General features: G+C 48.6%; 7 protein-coding genes. All 7 read left to right on the top strand.

The genetic code is table 11. The features are described 5' to 3' along the window. Positions 1-34 precede the first annotated feature (34 nt). The 7 genes from DWX62_RS15120 (at position 35) to DWX62_RS15090 (ending at position 13840) form a co-directional block, all read left to right on the top strand. On the top strand, positions 35-874 hold the full coding sequence (locus tag DWX62_RS15120) for a peptidylprolyl isomerase (RefSeq protein WP_117966295.1): 840 nt from the start codon (positions 35-37) through the stop codon (positions 872-874). Between the two features lie 24 nt (positions 875-898). Then, a complete protein-coding gene (locus DWX62_RS15115; RefSeq protein WP_119993544.1) occupies positions 899-2137 on the top strand; it encodes a pitrilysin family protein in 1239 nt (412 codons plus the stop codon). Between the two features lies 1 nt (position 2138). Then, the gene (locus DWX62_RS15110; RefSeq protein WP_120172980.1) at positions 2139-3482 is read left to right on the top strand and encodes an MATE family efflux transporter; all 1344 of its coding nucleotides are present in this window, start codon (positions 2139-2141) and stop codon (positions 3480-3482) included. A gap of 4 nt (positions 3483-3486) precedes the next feature. Beyond that, positions 3487-5781, top strand: coding sequence for a hybrid sensor histidine kinase/response regulator (locus DWX62_RS15105; protein ID WP_120172979.1), 2295 nt, complete (start codon positions 3487-3489; stop codon positions 5779-5781). Between the two features lie 107 nt (positions 5782-5888). After that, the gene (locus DWX62_RS15100; RefSeq protein ID WP_117589688.1) at positions 5889-10439 is read left to right on the top strand and encodes a translocation/assembly module TamB domain-containing protein; all 4551 of its coding nucleotides are present in this window, start codon (positions 5889-5891) and stop codon (positions 10437-10439) included. A 9-nt stretch (positions 10440-10448) separates the two neighbouring features. Next, positions 10449-12803, top strand: a complete 2355-nt coding sequence (locus DWX62_RS15095) for a BamA/TamA family outer membrane protein (RefSeq protein WP_118937094.1) — start codon at positions 10449-10451, stop codon at positions 12801-12803. A gap of 125 nt (positions 12804-12928) precedes the next feature. After that, positions 12929-13840: a nucleotidyltransferase gene (locus DWX62_RS15090; protein ID WP_005834919.1), complete on the top strand. Its 912-nt coding sequence runs from the start codon at positions 12929-12931 to the stop codon at positions 13838-13840. Positions 13841-14168: the final 328 nt, after the last annotated feature.

Genomic DNA, 14168 nt, shown 5'->3' with positions numbered 1-14168 from the left:
TATATTTGCAAACTTAAATTAAATAAAAAACAAAATGAAAAGGAATCTAATTGTATTATTAACTATACTGGTTTGCGGTTTGACTGCTTGCAAGCCGGGACAAAAGAAAGAGGAAAATATGGAAAAAGAAACGAAGCTGAAGATTGAAACAAGTGCGGGTGACATCACCGTGAAACTGTATAATGAAACCCCGAAACATCGTGATAACTTTATTAAGCTGGTGAAAGACGGCACGTATGAAGGTACGCTGTTCCACCGTGTCATCAAGGACTTTATGATACAAGCAGGTGACCCGGAATCGAAAAAGGCTCCAAAAGGCAAGATGCTGGGGGCAGGCGACGTAGGTTATACTGTTCCTGCCGAATTTGTTTATCCGAAGTATTTTCACAAAAAAGGTGCTTTGTCGGCTGCACGCCAGGGTGATGAGGTGAATCCCGACAAGGCATCATCCGGCTGCCAGTTCTACATTGTGACTGGAAAAGTGTATAATGACTCTACCTTGCTGGGGATGGAACAGCAGATGAATCAGATGCGCCTGAACAATGCTTTCAATGCATTGGCGCAGAAACACATGAAGGAAATCTACAAGATGCGTAAGAATAATGACCAGGACGGTCTGATGGATTTGCAAGATTCTTTGATTGCGCAGGCAGAGGCTCAGGTTGCCAAGGAACCGGAGTTCAAGTTTACTCCCGAGCAGGTGAAGGCTTATACTACCATGGGTGGTACTCCGCATTTGGACGGTGCATATACCGTATTCGGTGAAGTGCTGGAAGGTATGGATATAGTTGATAAAATACAGAAGGTCAAGACTGATCGTAACGACCGTCCTGAAGAGGATGTGGTTATTAAAAAAGTGACAGTGATAGATTGATGATAGATTCTGTCATTCTATTTTATGAAGATAAACAAAAAGATATTTGACAACGGTCTGCGGTTGGTGCACAATGAAGATACCAGCACGCAGATGGTTGCCTTGAATATTGTTTATGACGTAGGTGCCCGTGACGAGCATCCCGAGCATACGGGCTTTGCCCATTTGTTTGAGCATCTGATGTTTGGAGGTTCGGTGCATATTCCTGATTATGACGCTCCTTTGCAACTGGCAGGTGGGGAGAATAATGCATGGACCAATAATGATATTACCAATTACTATCTGACGGTTCCAAAATCGAATGTGGAAATCGGCTTCTGGCTGGAGTCCGACCGTATGCTGGAACTGGCATTCAGTGAGCAAAGTCTTGAGGTGCAGCGTGCAGTGGTGATGGAGGAGTTCAAGCAACGTTGTCTGAACCAGCCGTATGGTGATGTGGGGCATCTGCTTCGTCCTTTGGCTTATCAAACGCATCCTTATCGCTGGCCTACTATCGGGAAAGACCTCTCTCACATTGCCAATGCCACGCTGGATGAGGTAAAGGAATTCTTTTTCCGTTTTTATGCACCTAATAATGCAGTTCTGGCCGTTACCGGAAATATTTCGTGGGAAGAAACGATTAGGCTGACTGAAAAATGGTTTGCTCCTATTCCCCGTAGGAATGTGCCTGTAAGACAATTACCGCAAGAAGTTGTACAGACGGCGGAACGCCGGCAGACGGTGGAACGGAATGTTCCTCTGGATGCTTTGTTCATGGCTTATCACATGTGCAGCCGTGAGGATGCCGATTATTATGCCTTCGATATTCTGTCGGATATTCTGAGCAATGGACGTTCCAGTCGCTTGACCCGCAGGCTAGTGCAGGAGCAGAAGTTCTTTTCCAGTCTCGATGCCTATATCTCCGGTACACGGGATGCCGGCCTGCTGCATATCAGTGGAAAACCATCTGCAGGCGTATCTTTGGAACAAGCCGAGGCTGCTGTCCGGAAAGAGTTGGAAGAGTTGAAATCCGGGTTTGTTGGAGAACAAGAATTGGAGAAAGTAAAGAACAAGTTTGAGTCTACACAGATATTCGGCAACATCAATTATCTGAATGTTGCCACGAATCTTGCCTGGTTTGAACTGACCGGACAGGCAGAAGACATAGACCGTGAAGTGGACAATTACCGCTCTGTGACGGCAGAACAGCTTCATAGGGTCGCCCAACAGACCTTCCGCGATGAAAACGGGATTGTGCTTTATTACCAAAAAGAAAACCTTTAGTATGAAAAAATTATTTGATACGTATAAGCAGCACTATAAAGCATTGCTTCTCCTGGGGCTACCCATTGTGGTGGGGCAGTTGGGAGTCATTGTGCTTGGTTTTGCCGATACGCTGATGATTGGGCATCACAGCACGGAGGAACTGGGTGCCGCTTCTTTCGTAAACAATCTGTTTACTCTTTGCATTATTTTCAGTACGGGCTTCAGCTACGGGCTGACACCGGTTGTAGGGGGCTTCTACGGTAACCGCCGCTTTGCCGAGGCAGGGCAGGCGTTGCGGTGTAGCCTGGTTGCCAATGTGCTGGTGGCTTTGTTGCTGACTCTTGTCATGGCTGTTCTCTATTTCAATGTGGAGCGGCTGGGACAGCCCGAAGAATTACTGCCTCTGATTAAGCCTTATTATCTAGTGCTGCTTGCTTCACTGGTTTTTGTCATGTTGTTCAACGGCTTTAAACAGTTTACGGATGGCATCACCGACACCAAGACGACCATGTGGATTCTGCTTGGAGGGAATGCGCTTAACATCGTAGGAAACTATATTCTGATCAATGGAAAATTGGGTTTCCCGGAGATGGGATTGCTTGGTGCGGGTGTAAGTACCTTGTTCTCTCGCATTGTGATGGTCGTGGTCTTTGCGGTGATTGTGCTTCGTAGTCGCCGTTTTATCCGTTATAGACTCGGATTTATGAGGCTGGGATGGTCGACACCGATGTTCAGGAAACTCAATGCTTTGGGCTGGCCTGTCGGTATGCAGATGGGAATGGAGACCGCTTCCTTCAGCCTCAGTGTTGTCATGGTGGGGTGGCTGGGGACACTTGCTCTGGCATCACATCAGATAATGCTCACTATCTCTCAGTTCACCTTCATGATGTATTATGGCATGGGTGCTGCAGTTGCTGTGCGTGTCAGTAACTTTAAGGGGCAGGGCGACGGGCAAAATGTGCGCCGTTCGGCGTATGCTGGCCTTCACGTCATCTTATGCATGGAAGTGGTGCTGTTGAGTATTGTCTTTGCACTTCGCGGTCAGGTCGGAGGATGGTTTACAGATAATATGGAAGTGTCCGGTATGGTAGCCGCTCTCTTCTTTCCGTTCCTGATTTACCAGTTCGGTGACGGATTGCAGATTAATTTTGCCAATGCCCTGCGTGGTATCTCGGATGTGAAACCGATGATGATTATTGCATTTATATCCTATTTTGTTATATCTTTGCCCGTAGGGTACCTCTGCGGTTTCATCTTCGGCTGGGGACTGACGGGGGTCTGGATGGCTTTCCCGTTTGGACTGACCAGTGCAGGGGTGATGCTGTGGCTGAGATTCCGTAGACAGACCAGGGAAAGGATTTGATAATATGAACAGTGTCTCCAAAGTAAAGATTGCCGTAGGCTACACTTTGTTGCTGGCGGTATTGTTTTTTTCCTTGTTCTTCGTACACCGGGAGATGGAGAACCTTATTCTTACCGATGACCGCGATGTACAATGGACAGACAGCGTACTAGCTTTGATACGCGAGAAGGATACCAATACGATAAGAATGCTGCGTACGCTGAGTGAGGCGAATGACAGCATGGTATCCACCAGTGACATTGAGCAGATAATTGCCCAGCAGGACTCGGTAGTGACCCAGCAGCGTGTGCAGCACCGTATCATTACACATCGGGATACCGTCGTGACACGCCCTCGGAAGAAGGGGTTTTTCCGTCGTTTGGGTGAAGTGTTTGTCCCCCCAAAGAAAGATACGGCTATCCAGGTAAAGACCTCCCTTGAATTTGCAACGGATACGGTGATTGAACCCTATAATCCGGCCGATTCTTTGCATGAGAAACTGCGTGCCGTGGCCCAGCAGAAAAAAGCTGTAAACACTGTTATACAGCGACGTAAACGCTATCTGCAACGCTTGGACCATATGCTGACCGCTCGTATTGACAGCTTGCTGAAAGATTACGAGACGGAAACTCTGCTGCGTGCACGGACGGAAGCCGAGTATCAACAGGCGGTCCGACGCCGTTCGGCCAAGATTATCAGTGGTATTGCCGTAGGTGCGGTGTTGCTTTCCGCTTTTTTTCTTATTATCATCGGCCGCGACATAACCCGAAGCAACCGTTACCGTCGTGAGTTGGAAGAGGCCCGTCGTCGTGCCGAGGATTTACTCGCTGTCCGTGAAAAACTGATGCTTGCCATTACCCATGATTTCAAAGCCCCGCTCGGTTCTATTATGGGCTATGCCGACTTGCTTTCCCGTCTGACGGTGGATGAGCGTCAGCGGTTCTATCTGGACAATATGAAAACCTCATCGGAACATCTGCTGAAGCTGGTCGTTGATTTGCTCGACTTCCATCGTCTTGATTTGAACAAGGCCGAAATCAACCGGGTCACCTTTCATCCTTCCCGCCTGCTTGAAGAGATACACGTCAGTTTTGAACCACTTACGGCTGCCAAAGGACTGGCGCTTCATTGCGACATTGCCCCGGAGCTGGGCGGTACCTATATTTGCGACCCCTTGCGTCTGCGCCAGATTATCAACAATTTGCTGTCCAATGCCGTGAAGTTTACGGACCAAGGCAGTGTTACCATGACTGCCCGTTACGAGGACCGTCGACTGGTAGTTGCCATTGCTGATACCGGTAAAGGTATGGAACCTGCCGACCGGGAACGTATCTTCCAGGAGTTTACCCGCTTACCGGGTGCTCAGGGTAAAGAGGGGTTTGGGCTCGGACTTTCCATTGTCCGTATGCTGGTACAGTTGCTTGAAGGCACGATTGATGTAGACAGTGTGCCAGGCAAGGGAAGCACTTTCACCATATATATTCCTATCTATCCCGTAAGGAGTGAAGGACGGAGAATGAAGGATGAAGAATCGGGATGTGCTGCCACGCCGAATGGCAATTCTTCATTCCCCGTTCCTCATTCTTCACTGAAGAATGTCCTCCTTATCGATGATGACCGTATTCAGCTTACCCTTACTGCCGCCATGCTTCAGCAGAGTGGTATAAATTCTGTCTCTTGTTTACAACTGGATGAACTGCTGGATGCCTTGCGCACTGCAACCTTTGATGTTCTGCTTACTGATGTGCAGATGCCTGCTATTAATGGTTTTGATTTACTGAAACTGCTTCGTGCTTCGAACATACCGCAGGCACAGTCTGTTCCGGTGATTGCTGTCACTGCCCGCAGTGACATGCAGCGTGAGGAATTTACGGTGCATGGATTTGCCGGATGCCTGCATAAGCCGTTTACCGTCAGTGAATTGCTACATGAATTGAATATGGAGGACAAAGGGATGGAGGTTACGGAAGTTTCGGAAACTTCGGCTTGCCCGGGGTATAAATTCTCTTCGCTCACTGCTTTTTCGGTCGATGACCCCGAGGCGGCAAAGTCCATTCTGGAAAGTTTTGTGGCTGAAACCCGCCTCAATGCGGAGCGTTTGCAGAAGGCTGTGGAGAATGAGGATGTGGACGAGATGGCTGCTGTCTCCCACAAAATGATTCCCCTCTTTACTTTAATTGGAGCAGCGGAACTGGTTGCATTGCTGAAACTGTTGGAAACTTCTCATGGAGTGCCTTTTACCGGAGAGTTGAAAGAACACGCCCTTGCCGCCCTCGTTTTGATAGAGGATGTCATTACTCAGGCAACAGCTTTTCCGTAATGGGGGAACAGAGAAGAATACGTGATTTTTCTCTGTCGGGAACCAAATGTCGAAAGAAATTGTTTACTTTGTAAGACTTTTAAATACGATGAAAGATTGACGTTCCGATGAGAAGAAAATGGTTGAGAACAGCACTGTGGGTGTTGCTTACTCCTATTATACTGTTTATAATATTGATGATATTGCTTTATGTGCCTCCCGTACAGAATTTGATACGGAAGCAGGCTACGGCAATTGCATCAGATGCTACGGGTATGGACATATCCGTGGAGCGGATTGACCTTCGCTTTCCTTTGAATTTGTTGGTCCGCGGTGTATTGGTGGTACAGCCTGCCGACAGTGCTGTTGATGTGCAGCATCCCGATACCTTGCTGAGTCTTGGAAGTTTGAACGTACGGGTACAGGCATGGCCTTTGCTCAAAGGGAAAGTGGAGGTGGATGACATTACCTTGAAACAAGTTGCTGTCAACTCCTCCAATTTAATGGAAGGTATGTGCATCAAAGGAGTACTGGGGCATTTCTTTTTCGAAAGCCATGGCATAGACCTTACAAAAGAAGATGCCATCCTCAATAATATAGAATTGAGCGATACCCATGTGCAGGTGATGCTTGCAGATACCACTGAGACTCCCAAGGACACTACTGACACTGCGTTAAACTGGAAAGTCACACTCCATACTCTGAAGTTGAAGAACGTCTCGGTCGATTTACAGATGCCATTGGACTCCATGGGGCTGAAAGCCCATATAGGAGATGCTGAGATTGCGGACGCTGCTGCCGACCTGAAACACCAGTTCTATGGCTGGAGAAAATTCCTGCTGACTGGAACTTCTGTCAATTATGATACCGGTGGCCCGGGGAGTGCGATAGGCTTCGACCCCTCGCACATTGCTCTTCGCGACATTCGTATGGGCATTGATTCTGTGATGTACTACGGCAGAGATATAAATGCCGTTATCCGGGAATTTTCCATGTATGAGCGTTCCGGTTTGAGTGTAACTTCCCTGACCGGGCGGTTGTTTGCCGATTCTACCGTTATCCGTATCCCTTCTTTGAAGTTGCTGACACCTCATAGTGAGATGAACCTTACGGCACAGACTTACTGGGAACTGATAAATATACCTACCACCGGCCGTCTGACAGCCCGTTTCAATGCCCGTATCGGCAAACAGGATGTACTGCTTTTTGCCGGTGGCTTGCCGGAAGCTTTCAAGGAAGCCTATCCGTTCCGTCCGTTGGTGATTCATGCCGGTACGGAAGGAAACCTGAAGCAGATGCAGATTTCCCGTTTTACGGCTGAGCTGCCCGGAGCCTTTTCGTTGAGTGGGGGAGGAGAATTCTGGAGCTTGACCGACAGTGTGAAACGCAATGGAAGCATGGACTTCGAAATGCATACGCAGAACTTGAACTTCCTGACCGGACTAGCTGACATTGCTCCCGATGGCTCCATCATTGTGCCGGACAGTATGCACCTTGCGGCACGTGTCGGTATGGAGGGGGCGCAGTGCACTGCCGCCCTGAAACTGAAGGAGAAGGAAGGCGCCTTGAATTTGGACGCCGCCTATAATCTTGCTACGGAAGCCTACCATGCCGACCTTGCCATCAACAACTTACAGGTGCATCACTTCCTGCCCAAGGACTCTATCTATACTCTTACGGCAAAGATGTCCGTTAAGGGACAAGGGGTGGATGTGGCATCACGAAAAACCGTGGCCGCTTTGAATGCCTCCTTGGAAAAACTACAGTATGGCCATTGGAACATTTCCGGTGTAGATGTGCATGCCGGACTCAAGTCATCCGTTGCTACCGTCCGTCTTGCCAGCGATAATGTCCTTCTCAAGATGCAGGGAAATGCGGATATGCGTCTTGACCGCAGCTATCTGGATGGCGCTTTGGATTTAAATGTGGAAGAGGTGAATCTGCATAAGCTGGGTTTGGTGCCCCGACCATTGAAACACCCGTTTGCCTTTACAATGGGAGCGGAGGCACGTCATGATTCTCTCAAGTTGAGGCTTGATGCCGGTGACTTGAATCTGCGTTTCCGCGCTCACAGCACGTTGAAGAAGTTGATGGAACAGTCGGATAAATTTGTCTCTATCCTGACAAAGCAGATTGATGAACGGCGTTTGGACCATGCCGCTTTGCGCCAAGTCCTTCCTTCAGCGGGCATGCATCTGGAAGCCGGTAACCAGAATCCCGTCAGCTATTTCCTGGCTGCAAAGGGTATTTCCTATAATGATTTCAAACTGAGCTTCGGATTTACTCCGCAAGTCGGCATCAATGGACGTACAGCTGTTCACGGATTGCGCATGGACTCCTTGCAGCTCGATACGATATTTTTTACAGTGAAGCAGGATACTGCCCGCATGAAGTTGCAAGGTGGTGTCATAAACGGTCCCAAGAACCCGCAATTTGTGTTCCGTAGCACACTGACGGGTGAAGTCCGTAATGAAGATGCGGAACTGACTGTGGATTATGTGAATGGAAAAGGGCAGACCGGTGTTCTATTCGGTATTAATGCCCGTCCGTTGACCGAAGGACACGGTCGCGGTAATGGTGTGCTGCTGAACCTTATTCCTGCCGAGCCGATTATCGCTTTCCGTAAATTCCACTTTGCGGACAATAGTAACTGGATTTATCTGCATAAGAATATGCGCGTCTATGCCAATATTGATATGGACAGTGACGATGGTCTGTGTTTCCGTATGCAATCCGACAAGAATGATACCCTTTCCTTGCAGAATATAAACGTAGAACTGAGCCGATTGCGCTTGGATGAACTTACGGAGGTACTTCCTTATATGCCCCGGCTTACGGGATTGTTCTCCGCCGAAGCAAATTATATACAGACTGCCACTTCCCTGCAGGTGTCCGCCGAAGCCAATGTAGAGAAACTGACCTACGAACGCCAACCGGTTGGAGACATCGGCCTGGGGGCTACCTGGTTGCCGGGCGACAAGAATACGCACTATCTGAATACCTATTTTACATATGATAATGAAGAAGTGATGACCGCCGACGGTATCTTGACGCAGAAGAACGGAAAGGATACCCTGGAAGTGTCCACCCGTTTCGAGCATTTTCCATTGAAGATGGCCAATGCATTCATCCCTGACCAAACGGTGGCCTTTACCGGAGATATTGATGGAGGGCTTTATATTTATGGTTCGCTGGACAAGCCTCAAATGCATGGTGATATTGTTTTGGACAGTGTGTCTGTCTATGCACGCCAGGCGGGAGCACGTTACTGGTTCGACAACCGTCCGGTACAGATAAAGGACAATCAGTTGATATTTGATAAGTTTGCCATTTATACCACCAGCAAGAATCCGTTTACGATTGACGGTAAGGTTGATTTCCGGAATATGGAGCGTCCTACTGCCAACCTCAATCTGCTGGCAGAGAACTATACGTTGCTGGATGCACCGCGTACTCGCGAAAGTCTGGTGTATGGAAAGGTGTTCGTCGACTTGCATGCCACGGTGAAGGGGCCGCTTGACGGGCTCACGATGCGTGGAAACATGAATTTGCTGGGCAATACCAACGTAACCTACGTGTTGACCGATTCCCCTTTAACGGTGGAAGACCGTCTCAGCGGGCTGGTTACCTTTACCTCGTTCACCGATACGACGTCGGTAAAAGCGGATGAGGTTCCTGCCATGTCTTTGGGAGGATTGGAAATGTATATGTCCGTCCATATTGACGATGCTGTCCGTCTTCGTGCTGACTTGAGTCCCGACCGCAGCAAATACATCGAACTGGAAGGTGGCGGTGATTTGAATATGCAGTATACTCCCCAAGGGGATATGAGCCTTACCGGACGCTATACCCTTTCGGGTGGCGTCATGAAATATTCGCTGCCTATCATCCCGTTGAAGGAGTTCCAGTTCAATCCCGGCAGTTATGTGGATTGGCGGGGGAATATTATGAATCCTACGCTGAGTCTGAAGGCTACGGAACGTATGCGTGCTTCTGTGGCCGATGGTGACGGGGACGGTTCGCGCATGGTGAACTTCGATGTTTCCATTTCCATCAAGAACAGGCTTGACGCTCCCGATTTGATATTCGATATTTCGGCGCCCGAAGATGCCGCAGTAGAGAATGAGCTGCAGGCAATGGGTGCAGAAGAGCGTAGCAAGCAGGCCATTGCCATGCTTGCCACGGGTATTTACTTGAACAGTGGTGCCAAAGGAGGAGGTTTGTCAATGGGAGCTGCCTTGAACTCAGTGCTTCAGAGCCAGATAAACTCCTTGGCGGGAGGTATAAAAGGTGCCAATATCAGTGTAGGTGTGGAAGACCGTACCTCTGCTGAAACGGGTGACACGCAGAAAGACTTCAGTTTTCGTTATTCCCAGCGTTTCTTCAACGACCGCGTACAGATAGTCATCGGTGGAAAAGTGTCCACCGGGGCCAATGCCACGAACGATGCGGAATCATTCATTGACAATATATCGCTGGAATACCGTCTTGATGCGTCGGGTACTCGATATGTCCGTGTATTCCATAATAAAAACTACGAAAGCATACTCGACGGTGAGATAACCGAAACGGGTGTCGGCCTTGTGCTGCGCCGGAAGATGGACCGATTGAGTGAACTCTTCATCTTCAGGAAGAAAAAGATAAAACCGGAGGCTGAAAACAGCGATATGAAAAAGTAGGAATGTGATATGAAACGACTGATATTATATATTGCAGGATTGATATTTCTGGCAGGTTGCTCCACCACGAAGCACTTGCCCGAGGGGGAGATACTCTATACCGGCCAAAAGCCGATGATTGTATTGAACCGCAGTGAAACGTCTGTTGGTGAGATTGCTATGGAAGAGGTGGAAGCCGCCCTTGCTACGGCACCGAACAATTCGTTGCTGGGAAGCTCTACTATCCGCTATCCCTTTCCTTTCGGACTGTGGATTTACAATGGTTTCCAGAAGTATGAGAAGGGATTCGGAAAGTGGATATTCAATAAATTTGCCGCCACTCCGGTGCTTATGTCTACGGTGAATCCCGATATACGCCAGAAGGCGGCGGTTAACTTGCTGCGCGATTATGGCTATTTCAACGGAAGCGTCAGCTACAAGACATTTATCGACCCGAAGGACTCGCTGAAGGCAAAGTTGCAATATACGGTGAACATGCGTAACCCCTACTTTATAGATACGGTATATTATCGTGGTTTCAGCGAGCGTACCACTCGCATTATGGAGCTGGGACGCCGACGTTCCCTTATCAGTTCGGGAGAACAATTCAATGTGGCTGATTTGGATGGGGAGCGTACCCGTATCAGTACCCTGCTGCGTAATGTGGGCTGTTATTATTTCCGTCCCGACTACCTGACCTATCAGGCCGATACCATGATAGTTCCCAATGGGCATGTCCAGATGCGCTTGATTCCCGTTCCCGGTATGCCAAAGGTAGCCGAGAAGCAGTTCCGTGTGGGGCGTAAATCCGTCTATCTTCTTGGAAAGCAGGGGCAGGAACCCAATGACAGCATGGATTACAAAGGCTTGACCATACATTACTACAACAAACCTCCGGTACGTCCCAACATGCTTTACCGTTGGTTGAACTATCAAGGTTATCGGCGGAAACGTCAGATACAGGACAGCGCAGGTATTGCCCGCCAGCGTTCTATGCAGAGTTTGTATAGTTTGTACCGTCAGACCCGTATTCAGGAGCGTCTGGCAAGCGTCGGTATTTTCCGTTATGCGGAGATGCAGTATATACCGCGTGATACGGCGTTTGTGTCTGATACATTGGATGTGAGGGTCATTGCCGCGCTCGATAAACCCTACGATGCGGAGTTGGATTTTAATGTCACCATGAAGAGCAATAACCAGACGGGACCGGGTGCCGCTTTTACGGTGACGAAGAACAATGTCTTCGGTGGCGGTGAAAGCTGGAATGTGAAGTTGAACGGTTCGTACGAATGGCAGACGGGCAAGGCAAGTTCTTCCTTGATGAACAGTTATGAACTGGGTATCTCCACTTCGCTTATCTTTCCGCGCGTGGTGTTTCCTAGGATGGGCGACCGTGAGTATGACTTCCCGGCTACAACGACTTTCCGTTTATATGCCGACCAGATGAACCGTGCCAAGTATTATAAGCTGTTGGCTTTTGGCGGTAATGTCACTTATGACTTCCAGCCCAAATCGACTTCCAGGCACAGTATAACTCCTTTCCGGTTGACATTCAATGTACTGCGCAATCCTACTGCCGCTTTCGATACGTTGCGTGCCGAGAATCCGGCACTCTACATTAGTTTGCGCGACCAGTTCATTCCTGCCATGGAGTACACCTATACTTATGACAACGCTTCCGTGCGCGGCAAGCGTAACCCCATCTGGTGGCAGACCACCGTTGCGTCGGCCGGTAACCTGACTTCTGCCGTCTACCGTATTTTCGGCAAGCCGTTCAGTGAGGAAGGAAAGAAGCTTTTCGGGGTACCTTTTGCACAGTTCTTGAAGCTGAACTCGGAATTCAGGTACCATTACCGGATAGACAAGAACCAGATGATAGCCTCGCGTATTGCCGGAGGGGTGATATGGTCGTATGGCAACGCTACGACTGCACCTTATACGGAACAGTTCTATATCGGCGGTGCCAACAGTGTGCGCGCCTTTTCTGCACGCAGTATAGGTCCGGGCGGCTATCCTCCCGAGACGGATAGGAAATATACCTATATCAACCACGTGGGTGATATTCGCATAGAAGCCAATATCGAGTATCGCTTCCGTATGATTGCCGACTTGCATGGAGCGGTGTTTCTGGATGCCGGCAATGTATGGCTGATGCGTAAGGACGAAAATCGCCCGAACGGTGAGTTCACCTTGAAGAATTTCCCGAAACAGATTGCTTTGGGTACGGGATTCGGCTTACGCTATGACCTGGACTTCCTTGTTTTCCGTCTGGATTTGGGTATCGGGCTTCACGACCCGTATGATACCGGAAAGTCGGGATATTACAATATTCCTAAGTTCAAGGATAGTATGGCACTGCATTTTGCCATCGGTTATCCGTTCTAAATGTACGTTTTTGAACGGATAGTGGTAAAGAATGAACTAAAACTCCCTTCTGTCAGCCATAAATTTTTGTACATTTGCAACCGTTATCAACTGTGATACACTAACCTTTTTAAATAATAACTAATATGAAACCAACTTTATTCTTATTGGCAGCCGGTATGGGCAGCCGTTATGGTGGCTTGAAACAATTGGACGGATTGGGACCGAATGGCGAAACTATCATGGATTATTCTATTTACGATGCCATCAATGCCGGTTTTGGCAAGCTCGTTTTCGTAATCCGTAAAGATTTTGAACAGGACTTCCGCGACAAGATTATTTCCAAATACGAAGGCCATATTCCCTGCGAACTGGTATTCCAGTCCATAGATGACCTTCCTGAAGGCTTCACCTGCCCCGAAGGCCGTACCAAACCTTGGGGAACCAACCATGCTGTAATGATGGGTGCCGATGTAATAAAGGAACCGTTTGCTGTTATCAATTGCGACGATTTCTACGGTCGTGACTCCTTCCAGGTAATGGGCAAATTCCTTGCAGCCCTTCCCGAAGGCTCCAAAAACGTATATTCCATGGTAGGCTTCCGCATCGGCAATACGTTGAGCGAGAGCGGTACCGTATCCCGTGGATTGTGTGGAACGGATGCGAACAACCTGCTGACTTCCGTAGTGGAACGTACCAAGATTCAGCGCATGGACGGTGAGGTGAAGTACATCGACGATAACGGTGAATGGACTGCCACTCCCGAGACGACTCCGGTCAGCATGAACTTCTGGGGTTTCACTCCCGATTATTTTGCTTACAGTGCAGAGTTTTTCAAGAGTTTCTTGAGCGACCCGAAGAATATGGAGAACCTGAAAAGCGAATTCTTCATCCCGCTGATGGTGGATAAGCTGATTAACGATGGCACTGCTACCTGCGAAGTGCTTGATACAACCAGCAAGTGGTTCGGTGTGACTTATCCCGAAGACCGTCAGAGTGTAGTCGACAAGATTCAGGCTTTGGTGGATGCGGGCGAGTATCCTGCGAAGCTGTTCTAAAGTAAGACGGAAGGATAACCTGATTCGCATTAATTTATTGGGCAAAAGAACAAAAGGACAAATATGGGGAAGGCGTTTGCCAGAGCTATATTTGTTCTTCTGTTTTCTGTCCACGAGGTGTCTGGTACAAGCATATTGAAATGTTGAAACAGAATCCTGCATTGGGTTTACCGATATTGGAACCTTTGAAATCAGATTACTCCAAGTATGTCCGGAACAGCGTAGGGAATTGGTTAAATGATGCAAGTAAGACGCAATCCGGATTTGTAAGGAAGCTTTGCAGGCGTTGAGAAAGGGAAAGTGAAACGAAAGAGACCAAGTGTATCGT

This window comes from Bacteroides sp. AF20-13LB (assembly GCF_003603065.1).
Classification (GTDB): domain Bacteria; phylum Bacteroidota; class Bacteroidia; order Bacteroidales; family Bacteroidaceae; genus Bacteroides; species Bacteroides uniformis.
The sequence above is the reverse complement of the archived record's forward strand: the minus strand, read 5'-3'. Positions and strand labels throughout refer to the sequence as shown.